Genomic DNA, 17,286 nt, shown 5'->3' on the forward strand with positions numbered 1-17,286 from the left:
CGGGGTGGGGGGTGTCCGCCCGCAGCGGCCGGCGTCAAGAAACAGCACTGCCCATCAAGGCCCAACCGCCGGACCGAGGACGGACACCCCCCCCCCCCCCCCCCCCCCCCCCCCCCCCCCCCCCCGCTGCGGGGGGAAGCACCTGAGCGATCTGTTACGACGGGGGAATCGCGTCAGGCACTGCGGGGGGTGGCTGAAATAGTCCTTGGGGCCGGAGCCTCCGACTCCACCAGGCGGTGGTCGCGCTGATCGAGGTTCACGAAGATCATTCCGTACCGGATGGCGCACCGCACGGGCTGCGGCGCCCCCCGAGGCCGCCGCAGGCACCGGTACGCCCGCACGTCCTCCTCGTCGTCCCGCGTGACGACGACCGGCTCACCGAAGACGGTCACCATCAGCGAGTCACCGGGATGGGGGATCGCGGTGACCAGGTCGATGAAGTGCCAGCCGGAGCGGTAGGCGGTGGCCATCTCCCGGCGGAAGGACCGGTCGTCGGGTGGCGTGGTCATGCCGACCCCTGCCCGCCGCTGATCTTCTGCGCACTGGCCGGCCAGGAGCTGTCCCCGGCGAGCGTGACAGTCTGGGCCCGGGTCGGCCAGCTGCTGTCCGCCCGCGAGTCGCTCTTCACTTCCGAGAGGCCACTCAGGACTCCGACGGCCACAACGGTGGAGAAGGCGGCGACAAGAATCGAGCGAAGCATTCTGTTCCGCATAGTCGGCTTCGTCCTCACTTGAAGGTCCCCTCTTCCCCCGTCGAGTAAGACGATGGCTCATTCGGGCACTTCATGGCCACACGATCGGTGCATCATGTTCCTGCATGTTCAGGACCCTGGGGGGTGGAGATTTGGGAACGAATCAGACTAAAGCGACACATCCCCACTCGATGGCCGAGATGTGCGCGGAAGGCAGCCGTCTCTATGCGAACGCGCTGCGCACCGGGCGAATCGCACGCACGGAGGTGGAGCACGCCCCTTGCCTGATGGAGTTCACCCTCCTCTACCCCGACCCCGACGACGCGACCTGGCTGGTACCGGTTCCCGCCTCGGTGGCCCTGGCCCAGCGGCTCAATCCCATCGAGCGGGAGATCACCGAGCGCAGAAGGCTCTCGATCGAACTGGCCGAGGCCCTGCAGCCGTTCATGGACCTCAGCACCCAGGTGACGGGCAGCACGCACTCCATCACCGTGCTGGAGGGAGGCGAGCGGATCAATGCCGCCCTCAATCTGGCGACGGCCCAGTGCCGGACCGAGATGCTCACGGTGCAGCCGAGCAACCGCATCTCGGAACAGAGCCTTCTCCAAGGTCTGGAGCGGGACCGGCCCTTGATCGAACGCGGCGTGCGGATCCGGACCCTCTACCAGCACACCGTTCGGTACAACCCGGGCAAACTGGCCTATGTCGCCCAGCTCTCCGACGGCAAGGTGGAGTACCGGACCATCGACGAGCTGGTCGAGCGCCTCATCATCTGCGACGAGTCGGTCGCCTTCATCCCCACCCGGGACGACCAGCAGGTGGCCCTGGAGCTGCGCCACCCGGGCCTCATCCGCTACCTCATCAAGGTCTTCGAGTTCATGTGGAGCCGCGCGGTACCGCTGACCGAGCACGCCCCCTACGAGACGGCTCCCGACGGCATCACCGAGATCCAGCACTCCATCGCCAAGCTCCTCGTGGAAGGCCATGTCGACGAGGCCATAGCCCGCCGCCTCGGCATGAACGTGCGCACCTGCCGGGCCCACATCGCCAAGCTGGCCACCGCCCTGGGCAGCGGCAGCCGTGCCCAACTCGGCTACCTCATAGCACAGTCGGGGATCCTGGAGGCGGGCCACTCGCCGTCGGCGGGAGACGGCGCCCTGTGACGGAGGCGCACCCGCACCCGGTCACCCACCCGGTCTAGGGGCGGATCGCGAGCCGCGCTCGACCCGGAGGTCTCATCGGCCGGTCGGGGATTCCCGACCGGGAACACCGCTCGGCCCGGGCACCCGGGAGACCTCGGCGACGTCAGGCACGCTGACCGCCGCGGACTCGGTGGACGACGCGCGCGGCCCGTCCAGCCCCGCCTGCGCGATCCGCACCCCGAGCTGCGTACGGCTTGCCGCCCCCAGCGTCTCCGACAGCCGCGCGATGTGCGCCCGGCACGTCCGCACGCTTATCCCCAGCCGTTCCGCGATCACCGCGTCCTGATGCCCCTCGGCGAGCAGCGCGGCGATGGACTGTTCGCGGTGCGAGATGCCCTCGATGCCGGTGTCGGGAAGGGGCGCGGTGAGGGGGATGGCCAGGCGCCAGAGCCGTTCGAACACCGTCACCAGGTAGTGCACCAGGCCCTGGTGCCGCAGCTCCAGCGCCATCGTGCGGTCGGCGTTCGCGGGGATGAAGGCCACCGTGCGGTCGAAGAGGATCAGCCGGTCGATCACCTCGTCCAGCGTGCGGGCCTCGACCGAATCACCCATCAGCTCGAGGTAGTTGAGCAGGCCCTGCCCGTGCCGGGCCACATGGGTGTACAGGTCGCGCATCCGTACGCCCCGGCCGCGCAGCGCCAGCGCGCGGTGCAGGCCCTCCGTCAGTTCGTGCTCGGGACGGATGCCGCCGGGCTGCACCGTGAGCACCTCGACGGTGCATGCCTCCGTCGCCGCGTCCAGGGCCGCCTGGATCCGGGAGGCGCCGTCCAGCACACGGATCGCCGCACCTTCCGCGCCGGACGCCGGCAACTGCTGCGGGCCCAGACCGGCGTACCACTCGAAGGCCGCCACCGCCGAGCCCACCCGCCGCTGACTCGCGCTGACCTCGTCGTACACCCCGCGCAGCAGCCGGGTCATGACCTCCTGCGGGGACGTCGGCACCAGCCAGTCCATGTCGTCCGGGTCCGGGTGCAGCAACGCGAGCTCCAGCAGGCAGGGCACCGGCTCCGCGTCCCGGCGGGGCACACGGCCGCGTCGCACGGCCCGGGAATACACCCGATCCGCGGCGTCGCACAGTCGGTCGGCACCGTGTGGGTGCTCCTCCGTCCCGTGCCCGGCCATCGCCCATCCACCCCCGGTTCTTGCCTCTTTCGCCGGCTCGCTCACTCCTGGAGCGCGGTGTGGACACCCCTGCCCGGCCAGCCCTGCCGGGACAGCCCTGCGAGGCGTGGCCATGGTCGAAGGCCACCGTGCGCAGCCCTTCGGCCTACGGTTCGCTCGCGCTTCCGCAGCGCAACTATGCGCGGACAGGCCGTGCTCCGCAACACGGCTCACGCCGTGAGGGCAGCCGGTTAGGACCGTTACGTCCCGCTATCTCCGGGCCTCCGTCAGCCGAGTTGCAACAACCTGATGGGGTGGTCCGCGCACCGCCGCCGCGCCGGCCGAGGGGCCTGACAGGAAACGTCACACACGCGAACGGCGCGCGGGGCGTGGGTGAGGGGAGCAGCGGGTGCGGCGAGGAGAGGACGAGCAACCGCACGCACTCGCAAAGGAACCGGGAGGCGCGCTACTTGTCGAGCCCGGCCTCCGCGCAGGCCGCCTTGTACTTGGCGGTGCAGATGTCGGACAGCTTGTAGATGCCGTCGGCGATGACGGTCTCCTCGATGTTCTTCTCGGTCAGCGCGACCACGGGGACCAGCAGGGCCGGGATGCCCTTGTCGGTCGGGCTGTCCACCTGGTCCTGGGTGAGGGAGTCGAACTGGATGTCCTTGCCCTGGACCTTGGCCACGGCCATCTGCGCGGCGCTCTCGGCCTCCTGCGGGTACGACTTGTACACGCTCATGTACTGCTCACCGGCGATGATCCGCTGGACCGCGTCGAGTTCGGCGTCCTGACCGGTGATGGGCGGCAGCTGGGTGACGCCCGCGGCCTTGAGGGCCTTGATGACACCGGCGGCCATGCCGTCGTTGGCGGAGTACACGCCCTTGAGGTTGTTGACGCCGACGGCCTCGATCGCCTGGGCCATGTTGGCCTGGGCGTTCTCCGGCTTCCAGTCCTTGGTGTCGTAGGTCTTGGCGATGTGCACCGCGCCCTTGAGCTCGGAGAGGGCGCCCGCCTTGAACTGCTTGGCGTTCGGGTCGGTGGGCGAGCCGTTCATCATGACGATCTTGTCGGACGAGTCGACGCCCGAGCCGCCCATGGCCTCGAGGAGGGAGCGGCCCTGCACCTCGCCCACGAGTTCGTTGTCGAAGGAGACGTACGCGTCGATGGGGCCCTCGGCCAGGCGGTCGTAGGCGATGACCGGGATGCCGGCGTCCTTGGCCTTCTGGACGCCCTCGGCGATGGCGTGCGAGTCGACGGCGTCCAGCAGGATCACATCGACCTGCTCCTCGATCAGCTTCTCCATCTGGCGGGCCTGCTTGGCCGCGTCCGCGTCGGCGTTCAGGTAGACGACCTGGCCCTGCTTGTCCGTGAGCTCCTGGACCTTGTTCCTGATGATCGGGTAGTCGAACTTGTCGTAGCGCGTGTTCGCCGTCTCCGGCAGCAGCAGGCCCACGGTGACGTCGTTGCCCTTGGTCGGGCTCGCCTCGCTGCTGTCCCCACTGACCCCCAGCGCCCCGCACGCGGTCAGCGAAAGGGTCATCGTGGACGCGGCGGCCACGACGGTGGCGATACGACGCGTGGGGCGCATGGAACGCATGTAGGAGCTCACTTCTGGTGCCATCGGGACACGGGCGCGCCAATGCGCCCAGATGACTGAAAAGCCAACGCTCCGACCGCCCCCAGCGTCAAGCGGAATGACTTAACGAGTGCGCAACACCACGCTCCGCTGCGCGTGTAAAGACATGACGGAACGTCTCCAAACACCCTTTACACCCCCTCCACGCAAGCTCGATCAACCATCACACCAAGATCCATACTCGAGCAGAAGATCGAATGAACCCAGCCAGACGTGTTCAAGCGGCAGTTCTTCGCGAACACTACCTTTTCCGGCACTTCGGGGACCTGGGAAGATCATCGGTATGACCCCCGCCGATGCCCCCACCGATGCCTCCGCCGACACGCGCACCGACACCTCTGCCGAGTCCGTCGTCGAGGCCCCCGTCGAGGACAGCCTGTTCGGCCCGCTGACCGTCCGCCTGGACACCGGGCGCGGCCAAGTCGTCGTCGAGGGCGAGGCGATACCGCGGATCGTGGTGAGCCGCGCCCCCGGCACCGAGGCCGAGGACCACATCCCCGTCGGCACCCGGGACCGCCGCCTGCTCACCCTCACCGTCGACGGCGAGGAAGGGGCCGTACGCCCGGCGAAGGGGCGGCTGACCCGGCGGTCCTACCGGGTCGACGTCCGGCACTCGGGGCGCGTCTGGCGGCTCGTGCCCGACTCCGTGCCCGGCAGCCGGCTCCTGCGGGACGGACTGCGGCTCGGCGACCTCACCTCCGAGGGCGACGGCCGGATCCTCGCCGAGTGGCGGCAGGGCACCACGCCGGACGCCCTCGACGCGGCCCTCGGCTACGCCCTCGCCGCCGGGTTCGGAACCGGCGCACAGCCGATGTGGCTGCTGGCCACCGAGGCGATCAGCGAGCTGATCCCCTGACGCCGAGCGTCTTCTGGAGATACACGTCCTGGTGGCCCCCCGGAACGCCGTCCAGGCGCCCCGTCTCGCGGTACCCGAGGCGCTTGTAGAACTCGGGCGCCTGGAAGGAGTACGACGACACGAGGATCTCGGTGCAGCCACGCCGCCCGGCCTCCGCCTCGGCCTCCCGCATGAGCTTCGTGCCCCAGCCGGCGTGCCGCTGGTCCTCGCGCACCCACAGCATCTCGATGCCGCACAGGCTGCCCCAGCACCATCCGGTGAGCCCGCCGGCGAGTTCGCCGGTCTCGTCGGTGGCCCGGACCGAGAACTCGACGGGCCGGCCGGCTCCGGTGGCACGGGCGTTGAAGGCGGTCAACTCCTGGTCGAGCCGCTCGGAAAGCTCCTCGTCCTCCCCGCCGGTCGTCAGTGAGGGCCGGCGGGTCGACGCATGCTCCACGGTCATGTCGGCACTATCGCACCGACTCCCGGCTCACCGCCGTGCATTAAAGGGCCATGCAGCGAAGGCCGTGCATCAAAGGCCGTGCATCAAAGGCCGTGCATCAAAAGGCCGTGCATCAAAAGGCCGTGCATCAAAAGGCCGGAGCCCGGAGGTTCGCACCGAACCTCCGGGCTCCATCGCTCAGGCGGGACCTGGGCCCCGGGACCTGGACTCGCCTAGTCCTTGGCCTTCTTGGGTCGCCACACCACCAGCGCGCTGGTCTGCTGCACCTCCTGGTACGGCACCAGGTCACGGCGGTACGACGCGTGCACCGCCGCCTCGCGCTGCTGCATCGCCGCCGCCGCGCCGTCCAGCGCCGCCTGCATCTCGGCGACCCGGGACTGGAGCGCGGCGACCTGGTTCTCCAGTTCGATGATGCGCTTGATGCCTGCCAGGTTGATGCCCTCGTCCTGCGACAACTGCTGGACGGTGCGCAGCAGTTCGATGTCCCGGGCCGAGTAACGGCGCCCCCGGCCCGCGGTGCGGTCCGGGGACACGAGGCCCAGACGGTCGTACTGGCGAAGGGTCTGCGGGTGCAGGCCGGACAGCTGGGCCGCCACCGAGATGACGTAGACCGGGGTCTCCTCGGTCAGTTCATACGGGTTGCGTCGACGACCGTCCATCTGACTCATGCTCCCTTCGCGGCCTGGAACAGCTCCGCCCGCGGGTCCTCGCCCGCGGTCGCCTCGCGATACGCCTCGAGCGCGTCACGAGCCTTCCCCGAAAGGTCCGTCGGGACACTCACCTCGACGGTGACCAACAGGTCGCCGCGGGTGCCGTCCTTGCGGACCGCGCCCTTGCCCCGCGCCCGCATGGTGCGGCCGTTGGGCGTGCCGGGCGGCAGCTTCAGCGTGACCGGCGGTCCGCCCAGGGTGGGGACCCTGACCTCGCCGCCGAGGGCCGCCTCCGTGAAGGTCACGGGGACGGTCACCGTGAGGTTGTCGCCCTTGCGGCCGAACACCGGGTGCTCCCCGACGTGCACGGTGACATACAGGTCGCCGGCCTGTCCGCCGCGCTCACCGGGCGCGCCCTTGCCGCGCAGCCGGATGCGCTGGCCGTCGGACACCCCGGCCGGGATGCGGACCTGCATGGTCCGGGACGACTTCGCACGACCGCTGCCCTTGCACTCCGTGCAGGGGTGCTCGGCGATCAGACCGCGCCCCTTGCAGTCCGGGCACGGGTCGGTCAGGGAGAACCCGCCGCCCGAGCCCCGCGCCACCTGGCCGGTGCCGACACAGGTCGGGCACACCCGCGGCGTGCCGTTCTTGTCGCCGGTGCCCGCGCAGGCCTTGCACGGGGACTGCGAGGACATGCGCAGCGGGACCGTCGCGCCCTCGATCGCCTCGGTGAAGCTCAAGGTGACCTCGGTGTCGATGTCCTGGCCCCGGCGCGGCTGGGTACGGGTCGTGCCCGTGCCGCCCCGGTTGAACAGGCCCCCGAAGACGTCACCGAGTCCGCCGCCGAAGCCGCCGGCTCCCCCTTGGCCGCCCTGGGCGCCGCCTCCGAAGAGGTCGCCCAGGTCGAAGTTGAAGGAGCCGCCCGCGCCGCCCGGCCCCGGGCGGAAGCCGCCGTTGCCGAAGAGTGCGCGTGCCTCGTCGTACTCCTTGCGCTTCTTGGGGTCGCCGAGGATGTCGTTCGCCTCGGAGATCTCCTTGAAGCGCTCCTCGGCCTTGGCGTTGCCCTTGTTGGCGTCCGGGTGGTTCTCGCGGGCGAGCTTGCGGTACGCCTTCTTGATCTCGGCTTCGGTGGCGTCCTTGGGGACGCCGAGGACCTTGTAGTAGTCCTTCTCGATGAAGTCCTTGGTGCTCATCCTCGACGTCCCTCCTTCCCTGTCGAGTACGTCGGTTCGACGTCAGCCCTCGTCCGGGCCACCGCTCTCCTTGTCGTCGGCCGCCGTGCTCTCCTCGGACCCCTCGGCCTTGACGGTCTGCGCGCCCGGCTGGGGCTCGGCGACGGCCACCCGCGCGGGGCGGATGGTGCGCTCGCCGATGCGATACCCCGGCTGGAGAATCGCGACGCAGGTCGTCTCGGTGACGTCCGGCGCGTAGCTGTGCATCAGCGCCTCGTGGATCGTCGGGTCGAAGGGCTCGCCCTCCTTGCCGAACTGCTGGAGGCCCATCTTGGCCGCGACGGTCTCCAGCGACTCCGCGACGGACTTGAATCCGCCGACGAGTTCGCCGTGCTCCCGTGCGCGGCCGATGTCGTCGAGCACGGGCAGGAGTTCGGTAAGGAGGTTCGCGACGGCGATCTCCTTGACCGTGATCCGGTCCCGCTCCACGCGGCGGCGGTAGTTCTGGTACTCGGCCTGGAGCCGCTGGAGGTCCGCGGTGCGCTCACCGAGCGCCGTGCGCACCTGGTCCAGCTGGGCCACCAGGCCCGGGTCTGCTGCTCCGTCCCCGGCCGGGGCCGCCCCCTCGCTGTTCGACGAGGGTGCGGCCTTCGACTCGGCGTCGTCAGGGGTGGCGCCGGAGGGGACGTCGGGCTTCTCCTCGAAGCCCGGGGTCTCCTCCGTCATTACGCGGCACCGTCCTTGCGCTCGTCGTCCACGATCTCGGCGTCCACGACGTCGTCGTCGGCGGGCTTGCCACCCTGGGCGGCGCCCTCCGGACCACCCGCGGCCTGCGCGGCCTGGGCGTCGGCGTACATGGCCTGGCCGACCTTCTGGGAGACCGCGGCGACCTTCTCGGTGGCCGTGCGGATCTCGGCGGTGTCCTCGCCCTTGAGCGCGGTCTTCAGCTCCTCGACGGCGGACTCGACCTCGGTCTTGACCTCGGCGGGGACCTTGTCCTCGTTGTCCTTGAGGAACTTCTCCGTCTGGTAGACGAGCTGCTCGCCCTGGTTGCGGGACTCGGCGGCCTCGCGGCGGGCGTGGTCCTCCTCCGCGTACTTCTCGGCCTCTTCGCGCATCCGGTTGACCTCGTCCTTCGGCAGCGAGGAGCCACCGGTGACGGTCATCTTCTGCTCCTTGCCCGTGCCGAGGTCCTTCGCGGTCACGTGCATGATGCCGTTGGCGTCGATGTCGAAGGCGACCTCGATCTGCGGGACACCGCGCGGGGCCGGCGGCAGACCGGTCAGCTCGAACATCCCGAGCTTCTTGTTGTACGCCGCGATCTCGCGCTCGCCCTGGTAGACCTGGATCTGCACGGAGGGCTGGTTGTCCTCGGCGGTGGTGAAGATCTCCGAACGCTTCGTCGGGATCGTCGTGTTCCGCTCGATGAGCTTGGTCATGATGCCGCCCTTGGTCTCGATGCCGAGGGACAGCGGGGTCACGTCGAGGAGCAGGACGTCCTTGACCTCACCCTTGAGGACACCGGCCTGGAGGGCGGCGCCGATGGCGACGACCTCGTCCGGGTTGACGCCCTTGTTGGCGTCCTTGCCGCCGGTCAGCTCGCGCACGAGCTCGGCGACGGCGGGCATCCGGGTGGAGCCACCGACGAGGACGACGTGGTCGATCTCGTTGATGGAGACGCCGGCGTCCTTCATGACGTTGAAGAACGGGGTCTTGCAGCGCTCCAGGAGGTCCGCGGTCAGCTGCTGGAACTGAGCCCGGGTGAGCTTCTCGTCCAGGTGCAGCGGGCCCTCGGCGGAGGCGGTGATGTAGGGCAGGTTGATCGAGGTCTCGGTGGACGAGGACAGCTCGATCTTCGCCTTCTCGGCGGCCTCGCGCAGACGCTGCAGGGCCATCTTGTCCTTGCCCAGGTCCACGCCGTGGCCGGACTGGAACTGCTGGACCAGGTAGTCGACGACGCGCTGGTCCCAGTCGTCACCACCGAGGTGGTTGTCACCGTTGGTGGCCTTCACCTCGACGACGCCGTCGCCGATCTCCAGCAGGGACACGTCGAAGGTGCCGCCACCGAGGTCGAAGACGAGGATCGTCTGGTCGTCCTTGTCGAGGCCGTAGGCGAGCGCCGCCGCGGTGGGCTCGTTGACGATGCGCAGGACGTTCAGGCCGGCGATCTCGCCGGCCTCCTTCGTCGCCTGGCGCTCGGAGTCGTTGAAGTAGGCCGGGACGGTGATGACCGCGTCCGTGACCTTCTCGCCCAGGTAGGACTCGGCGTCCCGCTTGAGCTTCTGGAGGATGAACGCCGAGATCTGCTGCGGGTTGAACGGCTTGCCGTCCAACTCGATCTTCCAGTCGGTGCCCATGTGACGCTTCACCGAACGGATGGTCCGGTCCACGTTGGTCACCGCCTGGCGCTTGGCGACCTCGCCGACGAGCACCTCACCGTTCTTCGCGAAGGCGACGACGGACGGCGTGGTCCTGGCACCCTCGGCGTTGGTGATGACGGTGGGCTCGCCGCCCTCCAGAACGCTGACGACGGAGTTAGTCGTGCCCAGGTCGATGCCGACCGCACGTGCCATGGTTGATTCCTCCAGCTGACTTGAGTGGAACGGACTCAAGTGTGCATGACGGCCTCCGTGCGGTCAACAGAGCTGAGTCGACCTCACTCAAGTCTTATCCGTTCCTTACACGCAACTGGCTCCTGACCTGCGTGTTTGTCAGCCGGGTGGATGTCTCGACGGGTCCCCCCACAGGGGCTGAGGGTTGACGGCGGGGCCCGTACACCTTGATCCGGAGCGAGCCGAGTACGGCGACGAGAGCCCCCGCCCCCACCCAGTACACCCCCGACCGGGGCGCCCATCCCATGTGCACCAGAACACCGACGGCCACCCCGGAGAACGCCAGGATCCCCAGCAGGACGGTCGTCCCCTGCGGGGTGAGCCCGAGCCGGCGCAGGCGATGGCCGAGGTGGTCGGGGCCGCCGCGCAGCAACGGCCGTCCGGCCAGTCTGCGGGAGAGGACCACGAGGAGTACGTCGGCGGTGGCCAGCGCGGTGATCGCGTAGAGCACGCCGGCGCTCGTGACCGGGTGGTGCCCGGCCCGGGTCGTCACGGCCGAGGCCGCCAGCACGAACCCGATGAACAAGGACCCGCAGGAGCCGAGGCCGGTGCGCGCGGGGGGCCAGTTGTGCATGAGGAACCCGGTCAGCGCGGCGGCCAGGACGCTCAGCAGCACGGCGAGCTCGTCCATCATCTCGGCCGCCGCGCAGACCCCGACGCCGAAGGCGGTGACGACCCCGACGGTGCCGGCCAGCGCGTCCGCATGGTCGAGCGCCCTGAAGCCGACGGTCACGAGGACGATCCAGCCGATGGCCGGCAGCCCCAGCCAGAACCCCGTCTCGCCGTACGGCACCACGCAGGCCGCCGCCACGGCCGTACCGCCGACCAGGAACCGGGCCTTCACCCGCCGTACGTCGGCGACCAGCCCGAGCAGGGCCACCGCGCCCGCGACGATCAGCAGCCGTCTGATCTCGGGGCCCAGCGGGGCCACCCCCGCCCACTCCCAGCCGACGACGACCAGGCAGGTCGCGAGCGTGACGCCCGCTCCGCCGAGCAACGGCAGGGGCCGCTGCCGGCGACGGTCGACGATGCCGAGGCGCAGAGCGGGCAGCCGGAGGAGCGCCGCCAGAAAGGCGGCGAGGAGCAGGGCGCTCGTGGCGGCGGCAATCCCGTACAGCACGGCGCCAGGTTAGTGCGATATGCCCCAATTAGTGATGATTAACACGATCGGATCTTTAGGCAACCCTCAGCGATTCAGATCACCTCACACCTGGCTACAGTGCGACGGAAGATGGGGGTAGTCTCAAACGGACTGCATAAGTTACCGCTTAGTAATCTCGAAGATCCCTCTCGAACGCATCCTCTAGAAGACACCTCTAGAAGAACCCCTCGCAGGCCCGAGGAGCCCCGAAATGCAACTCGCCGCGATCATCGTGTCGCTGGTCCTGACCGTGGTCGGCGTCGCGCTGCTCGCACGCGCCATCGGCCAGTTCGTCCGGTACTTCCAGCTCGGCCAGCCGGTTCCGGCCGGCAGCCGGACCGACAACCCCTACGCCCGCAGTGTGACGCTGGTGCGGGAGTTCCTCGGCCACACCCGGATGAACCGGTGGGGCGTCGTCGGCATCGCCCACTGGTTCGTGGCGGTCGGCTTCCTGACGCTGCCGCCCACCCTGGCGCAGGCGTTCGGCCAGCTCTTCTCGGCGGACTGGACACTGCCGGTCATCGGCGGGTTCCTGCCGTTCGAGCTGTACATCGAATTCATCGGCGTGATGACGGTACTGGGCATCGCGGTGCTGATGGTCATCCGGCTGCTGAGCCTGCCGTCCCGTGCGGGCCGCAAGTCGCGCTTCGCCGGCTCCAAGTCCGGCCAGGCCTACTTCGTCGAGTACGTCATCCTCACCATCGGCCTCGCGATCTACGTGCTGCGCGGCCTGGAAGGCGCGATCCACCACGTCGAGCACTACGAGGCCGCGTACTTCGCCTCGTATCCGCTGGTGCTCGCCTTCAAGGGCCTGAGCCTGACGGCGCTTCAGAACCTGATCTACCTCACCGCGATGGTGAAGATCAGCACCTCGTTCATCTGGATGATCGTGGTGTCGCTGAACACCAACATGGGTGTGGCGTGGCACCGCTTCCTGGGCTTCCCGAACATCTGGTTCAAGCGCAACGCCACCGGTGAGACGGCGCTCGGCGCGCTCCAGCCGATGACCTCCGGCGGCAAGCCAATCGACTTCACCGACCCCGGTGACGACGACGTCTTCGGTGTCTCCCAGGTCGAGCAGTTCTCCTGGAAGGGCCTGCTGGACTTCTCCACCTGCACCGAGTGCGGGCGCTGCCAGTCGCAGTGCCCCGCCTGGAACACCGGCAAGCCCCTCTCCCCGAAGCTGCTGATCATGTCGCTGCGCGACCACGCGCACGCCAAGGCGCCGTATCTGCTGGCCGGCGGCGGCAAGACCATGGAGGGCGACGAGAAGGCGTCCGAGGAGCAGCTGAAGGACGTCCCGGCCGCCGCCCTCGCCGAGGCCGAGCGCCCGCTGATCGGCACGCTGGAGGAGAACGGCGTCATCGACCCGGACGTCCTGTGGTCCTGCACCACCTGTGGCGCCTGTGTCGAGCAGTGCCCGGTGGACATCGAGCACATCGACCACATCGTCGACATGCGCCGCTACCAGGTGATGATCGAGTCCGCGTTCCCGTCCGAGGCGGGCACGATGCTCAAGAACCTGGAGAAGAAGGGCAACCCCTGGGGTCTGGCGAAGAAGCAGCGCCTGGAGTGGCTGAAGGAAGTCGACTTCGAGGTGCCGGTCGTCGGCAAGGACATCGAGGACCTCACCGAGGTCGAGTACCTGTACTGGGTCGGCTGCGCCGGCGCCCTGGAGGACCGGGCGAAGAAGACCACCAAGGCCTTCGCCGAGCTGCTGCACATGGCGGGCGTGAAGTTCGCGATCATGGGCGGCGACGAGAAGTGCACCGGTGACTCCGCCCGCCGCCTCGGCAACGAGCCCCTCTTCCAGGAGCTCGGCATGGAGAACGTCATGGCCCTGAACATGGCGTTCGGCGAGGAGATGGACGACGAGGGCAACGTCACGCCCGAGTCGAAGAAGCCCAAGTCGGCGAAGAAGATCGTCGCCACCTGCCCGCACTGCCTCAACACGATCGGCAACGAGTACCCGCAGATCGGCGGCGACTACGAGGTCATCCACCACACCCAGCTGCTCCAGCACCTGGTGGACGAGGGCAAGCTGGTCCCGGTGACCCCGGTCGAGGGCATCATCACCTACCACGACCCCTGCTACCTGGGCCGGCACAACAAGATCTACACGCCGCCGCGCGAGATCATCGCCGCCGTCCCGGGCGTCCGCAACGAGGAGATGCACCGCCACAAGGAGCGCGGCTTCTGCTGCGGCGCCGGTGGTGCGCGGATGTGGATGGAGGAGCGGATCGGCAAGCGCATCAACAACGAGCGCGTCGACGAGGCCCTGTCCGTGAACCCGGACATCGTCTCCACCGCCTGCCCGTTCTGCCTGGTCATGCTCACGGACTCGGTGAACGGCAAGAAGAACGACGGCAAGGCCAAGGAGTCCATCCAGGTCGTCGACGTCGCCCAGCTGCTGCTGGAGTCCGTCAAGACCCCCGTCCCGGACGACGAGCCCCCGGCGGGCGAGGCCGAGGCGGAGAACGAGCCGGAGTCGGCACCGGTGAAGTGACCGGCCCCCGAGGCACAGCGCGACGCCCCCTGTCCCACATGGGACAGGGGGCGTCCTGGTGCGGCAGGCTGGAAGACAGGAACGGATCGAAAGGACCCATGGCGTGATCATCTTCGGCACCAAGGGCTACCTCTACCAGCTCGCGATACTGACACTGGTGTGCGGCCACTGCGGCAACCCCTCCGCCCACACGCTCCGCAAGCGCGTCACGAAGTTCACGCTCTTCTTCGTGCCGCTGTTCCCGGTCTCGACGAAGTACGCGACGCAGTGCACCTTCTGCGGCGCCGAGCAGAAGGTGACCGCCGAGCAGGCCGAACAGCTTCAGGCGCAGGGCGCGGCCGGCGGCGCCCAGGGCGGTCAGCAGCCGTACGGGCAGCCGCAGCAGCCGTACCGGTCCTGACCTCTCAGGACCGGGTCTGCTTGGACCCGTTCAGCGTGTCGGCGGCGTGCTTGGGGCCCGGCCGCGACGAGAACTGGCCGACCAGCTCGCGAAAGCAGATCAGGGCGGTGATCGGAGGAATTCCGACGATCACCATCGCGAGCAGGGAATGCGGTGACTGGCCGATACAAAGGGCCACTGCCGTGCCGGAGGAAACCAGCATGACGGCCCAGGAACGCTTGGCGGTCCTGCGTTGCACCGCCGCGCGCAGGATGGACAATCCCGCTAACATCCACGGCCCGTACACCGTGAGCGGCCACCATTGCGCCAGGTTCGGTGACACCACGAGCAGCGCGATGGCGCGGAGCTGATCGTACGAGTACGAGATGGACCAGGTCAGCATCGTCACCGCGCACACAGTGATGGCCGCGACCAGCACCGCCACGGTGATGACCTTCGGGTTGCCGGGCAGGATGTGCGGGCCCGTCTGGGGGCGCCGTCGGTTGACCGGCCGGCGGGGGCGGCGGTCGGCGTCCGACAGCCGAGGAGCGCTGTCGCGCAACGGCGGTGCGGGGTTCAGGTCGACGCCGTGCGTCGTGTTCAGCATCTGGGCCAGCTCCGCGTCCGGATCCCAGCCCTCCGACGTGATCGTCGGGTCGGGGACCTGCCAGAAGTGCTGAGTGTCGACCTGCTGGGTGAGCGGCTGTCCGTCCAGCGCGTCGTAATCGGACCTCATTTTCAGAACTTCTCCACTTCCCGCGATTCCCGGATATATTCACGCTCCATCCGACTGATGGTTCTCAGGAAGTCCTCAAGCAGATCCGAGCAGTGTGTGATGCTTTCCGCAGTGGTCTGATCAGCTGCCTGCCAGAGGCGGAGCGGGCCGTCCTCAGCCGCATATCTTTCCTGCCAAGTCACGTCCACCTAACGAGCACCGGACGGCGCAGGACATCTGGCATTCGGGGGAATATCCGTCAACGGTGATTATCTGGAATATCCAATGCCGGCACCTTCCTCATGAAATTCAGAATATGTATCGACCGTATCCCTGGGCATGCCTTTCCCTTGCGTGACCTGTGACCCGTGACCTGTGATGCGGGCATGGCGGGCGGCGGTCCTGACGGACGGCGACTCCTCAACGGCCGGACCGCGGCGGCTCGTTCACGGTCGGCTCATGTGCGGCGCACCCGGCGGGCCGTGGTGTCGGGCGCGGTGATGCGGGAAAGCGAGCAGGAGAAGGGCCCGCGTCCGTCAGGGGAGGGAAGCGGGCAGGCGTCGCGGTCGGCGGCGAGCGGTACCGTTGGGAAAGGTTCCTGCCAGGGCGGTGATGCGATGGAATCGCTGGTCTTCGACAGTGAGGACCTGGACGCGACGGAGGACTTCCTCAGTCGCGCCTACGCGCGCATGCGGATCGGCAGCAGTACTCCCGAGGCCAGCAGGGCCCGCATCCGCCGCGACACCCTGCCGTCGGTCAGCGTCGACGAGATCGACCTGAACTTCGACATGAGCTACTCGGTGACCCCGCTCGGGAAGATCTGTCTGTGCATGGTCCACGAGGGGACGATCCAGGACCATGTCTACCCGGGCGTCCGGGACAGTTTCGGCCCCGGCGACCTGGTGATGTTCGCGCCGCCCCACCTGTCGTACGCGGGGCGTGTCTGCTCGGCCCGCTACAACATCACGATGCTGGACCCCCAGCTGCTGGACCAGGTCGCCGCCACCGGCGCCGGGCATCCCCAGGAGCCGGTACGGCTGACCGGGCACCGTCCGCACTCCCCCGCCGCCGCCGAGCATCTGCGGCAGACCATCGTGTACTTGCGCGACCACGTCCTCGCCGAGCCCGCGGTGCGCGAGCGGCCCCTGATCGCATCGACCAGCAGTCAGATGCTGGCCGCAGCCGTCCTGGCCGCCTTCCCCAACACCGCGGACACCGACGACACCGCACAGGACCGCACCGACGCCCGCCCCAGCACCCTGCGCCGGGCCGTCGCCTACATCGACGACCACGCCGACCAGCCCCTCACGGTCGCCGACATCGCGGCCGCGGCCCATGTCACCGTGCGCGCCCTCCAGTACGCCTTCCGGCGCCACCTCGACACCACCCCGCTCGCCTATCTGCGCCGGGCGCGGCTCGCCCACGCCCACCGCGATCTCCAGGCCGCCCGGCCGACGGGCGAGGAGACGGTCGGGGACATCGCGGCACGCTGGGGCTTCGCCCACCCCGGCCGCTTCGCCTCCCTCTACCGCGACGCCTACGGCATCAGCCCGTCCAGCACCCTGCACGGCTGAGCTTCGGCGCGGCGGCCCCGGCGCGAGCGCGCCCGGCCCTCACCGGGCGGGCTTGCGTGCCGCGCGCCGGGGCGAGGTACGGCGCTCCAGCGCGGCGTCCAGGGCGCGGCGGATCTCCGGGGACAGCCACTCGCAGTTCGGCCACTGCACCAGGTGCTCGGCCACCTCGCGCAGCTTGGTGTTCGTGTGCTGGGAGATCTCTCTGAGGATCTCCCAGCCGTCCTCCGGCGGCACGCCGCCGTAGGCGAGCACGACACCGATGGCCTGGTCGACCACGGCATGCGAGACCACGGCGTGCCGCATCTGCGCCAGCTCTTCCTCCAGGGCGGCGACCCTCCTGACCTGATCCTCTTGCTCTGTCATGCCTCAGGCCCTGCTCTCAGGTCGGTCTCTCGGGTCGGTCTCTCAGGTCGAATGGTCGTGTCCCGTAACCGTCACCTGCCCGCGCCGCGCGGGCGCAGTGGCGTGAGAAACGAACAGTGCCGCCGACGCGGGCCAGAAAACGAACACGGACGGACGGCACGAGGCCCCGTACGAGCCGCCACGAGCCGCCGCGGGCCACGACCGGCCACCCACTGGCCGAAAAGCGCACCCGGGCGCACA

General features: G+C 69.0%; 16 protein-coding genes. 5 read left to right on the plus strand and 11 right to left on the minus strand.

The genetic code is table 11. The annotated features are described in order from the left end of the window. Positions 1 to 173 precede the first annotated feature (173 nt). A complete protein-coding gene (locus ACHBTE_RS08465; RefSeq protein ID WP_394722891.1) occupies positions 174 to 509 on the minus strand; it encodes a hypothetical protein in 336 nt (111 codons plus the stop codon). A gap of 373 nt (positions 510 to 882) precedes the next feature. Here ACHBTE_RS08465 and ACHBTE_RS08470 point away from each other — a divergent pair, with 373 nt between their 5' ends. Then, positions 883 to 1,854, plus strand: coding sequence for a helix-turn-helix transcriptional regulator (locus ACHBTE_RS08470; RefSeq protein WP_394722892.1), 972 nt, complete (start codon positions 883 to 885; stop codon positions 1,852 to 1,854). A 72-nt stretch (positions 1,855 to 1,926) separates the two neighbouring features. On the opposite strand, the gene ACHBTE_RS08475 is transcribed toward ACHBTE_RS08470, so the two are convergent. Next, entirely contained in the window at positions 1,927 to 3,015 is a 1,089-nt protein-coding gene (locus ACHBTE_RS08475) for a LuxR C-terminal-related transcriptional regulator (RefSeq protein ID WP_394722893.1), read from the minus strand. Between the two features lie 445 nt (positions 3,016 to 3,460). Next, a complete protein-coding gene (locus ACHBTE_RS08480; RefSeq protein WP_394723267.1) occupies positions 3,461 to 4,585 on the minus strand; it encodes a sugar ABC transporter substrate-binding protein in 1,125 nt (374 codons plus the stop codon). A gap of 331 nt (positions 4,586 to 4,916) precedes the next feature. On the opposite strand from ACHBTE_RS08480, the gene ACHBTE_RS08485 reads away from it, so the two are divergent. Next, complete coding sequence (locus tag ACHBTE_RS08485) at positions 4,917 to 5,489, plus strand: hypothetical protein (protein ID WP_394722895.1); 573 nt, start codon at positions 4,917 to 4,919, stop codon at positions 5,487 to 5,489. On the opposite strand, the gene ACHBTE_RS08490 is transcribed toward ACHBTE_RS08485, so the two are convergent. The 6 genes from ACHBTE_RS08490 to ACHBTE_RS08515 form a co-directional block, all read right to left on the minus strand. Beyond that, entirely contained in the window at positions 5,470 to 5,931 is a 462-nt protein-coding gene (locus ACHBTE_RS08490) for a GNAT family N-acetyltransferase (RefSeq protein WP_394722896.1), read from the minus strand. The genes ACHBTE_RS08485 and ACHBTE_RS08490 overlap by 20 nt on opposite strands. Before the next feature lie 212 nt (positions 5,932 to 6,143). Next, entirely contained in the window at positions 6,144 to 6,590 is a 447-nt protein-coding gene (locus ACHBTE_RS08495) for a heat shock protein transcriptional repressor HspR (protein ID WP_394722897.1), read from the minus strand. A gap of 5 nt (positions 6,591 to 6,595) precedes the next feature. Next, positions 6,596 to 7,777 (minus strand): molecular chaperone DnaJ, encoded by a 1,182-nt coding sequence (gene dnaJ, locus ACHBTE_RS08500; protein WP_394722898.1) that lies wholly within the window; start codon positions 7,775 to 7,777, stop codon positions 6,596 to 6,598. 42 nt (positions 7,778 to 7,819) lie between these two features. Beyond that, positions 7,820 to 8,482, minus strand: a complete 663-nt coding sequence (gene grpE, locus ACHBTE_RS08505; RefSeq protein ID WP_394722899.1) for a nucleotide exchange factor GrpE — start codon at positions 8,480 to 8,482, stop codon at positions 7,820 to 7,822. Next, the gene (dnaK, locus tag ACHBTE_RS08510) at positions 8,482 to 10,329 is read right to left on the minus strand and encodes a molecular chaperone DnaK (protein WP_394722900.1); all 1,848 of its coding nucleotides are present in this window, start codon (positions 10,327 to 10,329) and stop codon (positions 8,482 to 8,484) included. The genes grpE and dnaK overlap by 1 nt, the downstream gene beginning before the upstream one ends. Positions 10,330 to 10,423: 94 nt before the next feature. Continuing rightward, positions 10,424 to 11,488 (minus strand): MraY family glycosyltransferase, encoded by a 1,065-nt coding sequence (locus tag ACHBTE_RS08515; protein WP_394722902.1) that lies wholly within the window; start codon positions 11,486 to 11,488, stop codon positions 10,424 to 10,426. 232 nt (positions 11,489 to 11,720) lie between these two features. Here ACHBTE_RS08515 and ACHBTE_RS08520 point away from each other — a divergent pair, with 232 nt between their 5' ends. Next, complete coding sequence (locus ACHBTE_RS08520) at positions 11,721 to 14,015, plus strand: (Fe-S)-binding protein (protein WP_394722903.1); 2,295 nt, start codon at positions 11,721 to 11,723, stop codon at positions 14,013 to 14,015. A gap of 103 nt (positions 14,016 to 14,118) precedes the next feature. Continuing rightward, positions 14,119 to 14,415 (plus strand): zinc-ribbon domain-containing protein, encoded by a 297-nt coding sequence (locus tag ACHBTE_RS08525; RefSeq protein WP_394722904.1) that lies wholly within the window; start codon positions 14,119 to 14,121, stop codon positions 14,413 to 14,415. A gap of 4 nt (positions 14,416 to 14,419) precedes the next feature. Here ACHBTE_RS08525 and ACHBTE_RS08530 read toward each other — a convergent pair whose 3' ends face one another. Further along, positions 14,420 to 15,130, minus strand: a complete 711-nt coding sequence (locus ACHBTE_RS08530) for a DUF2637 domain-containing protein (protein WP_394722905.1) — start codon at positions 15,128 to 15,130, stop codon at positions 14,420 to 14,422. A 596-nt stretch (positions 15,131 to 15,726) separates the two neighbouring features. Between ACHBTE_RS08530 and ACHBTE_RS08535 the strand changes: the two genes are divergently transcribed. Beyond that, a complete protein-coding gene (locus ACHBTE_RS08535) occupies positions 15,727 to 16,683 on the plus strand; it encodes a helix-turn-helix transcriptional regulator (protein ID WP_394722906.1) in 957 nt (318 codons plus the stop codon). Positions 16,684 to 16,722: 39 nt separating this feature from the next. Here the strand turns inward: ACHBTE_RS08535 and ACHBTE_RS08540 are convergent, their stop codons facing one another. Further along, positions 16,723 to 17,046: an ANTAR domain-containing protein gene (locus ACHBTE_RS08540; RefSeq protein WP_394722907.1), complete on the minus strand. Its 324-nt coding sequence runs from the start codon at positions 17,044 to 17,046 to the stop codon at positions 16,723 to 16,725. Positions 17,047 to 17,286 lie beyond the last annotated feature (240 nt).

The organism is Streptomyces sp. M41 (genome assembly GCF_043673425.1).
In the GTDB taxonomy this organism is placed as follows: domain Bacteria; phylum Actinomycetota; class Actinomycetes; order Streptomycetales; family Streptomycetaceae; genus Streptomyces.

Coding starts and splice junctions, on each gene's coding strand:
- ACHBTE_RS08465 (WP_394722891.1), bottom strand. CDS start 509: ATGACCACGCCACCCGACGACCGGTCCTTCCGCCGGGAGATGGCCACC.
- ACHBTE_RS08470 (WP_394722892.1), top strand. CDS start 883: ATGGCCGAGATGTGCGCGGAAGGCAGCCGTCTCTATGCGAACGCGCTG.
- ACHBTE_RS08475 (WP_394722893.1), bottom strand. CDS start 3,015: ATGGCCGGGCACGGGACGGAGGAGCACCCACACGGTGCCGACCGACTG.
- ACHBTE_RS08480 (WP_394723267.1), bottom strand. CDS start 4,585: ATGCGCCCCACGCGTCGTATCGCCACCGTCGTGGCCGCCGCGTCCACG.
- ACHBTE_RS08485 (WP_394722895.1), top strand. CDS start 4,917: ATGACCCCCGCCGATGCCCCCACCGATGCCTCCGCCGACACGCGCACC.
- ACHBTE_RS08490 (WP_394722896.1), bottom strand. CDS start 5,931: ATGACCGTGGAGCATGCGTCGACCCGCCGGCCCTCACTGACGACCGGC.
- ACHBTE_RS08495 (WP_394722897.1), bottom strand. CDS start 6,590: ATGGACGGTCGTCGACGCAACCCGTATGAACTGACCGAGGAGACCCCG.
- dnaJ (WP_394722898.1), bottom strand. CDS start 7,777: ATGAGCACCAAGGACTTCATCGAGAAGGACTACTACAAGGTCCTCGGC.
- grpE (WP_394722899.1), bottom strand. CDS start 8,482: ATGACGGAGGAGACCCCGGGCTTCGAGGAGAAGCCCGACGTCCCCTCC.
- dnaK (WP_394722900.1), bottom strand. CDS start 10,329: ATGGCACGTGCGGTCGGCATCGACCTGGGCACGACTAACTCCGTCGTC.
- ACHBTE_RS08520 (WP_394722903.1), top strand. CDS start 11,721: ATGCAACTCGCCGCGATCATCGTGTCGCTGGTCCTGACCGTGGTCGGC.
- ACHBTE_RS08530 (WP_394722905.1), bottom strand. CDS start 15,130: ATGAGGTCCGATTACGACGCGCTGGACGGACAGCCGCTCACCCAGCAG.
- ACHBTE_RS08535 (WP_394722906.1), top strand. CDS start 15,727: ATGGAATCGCTGGTCTTCGACAGTGAGGACCTGGACGCGACGGAGGAC.
- ACHBTE_RS08540 (WP_394722907.1), bottom strand. CDS start 17,046: ATGACAGAGCAAGAGGATCAGGTCAGGAGGGTCGCCGCCCTGGAGGAA.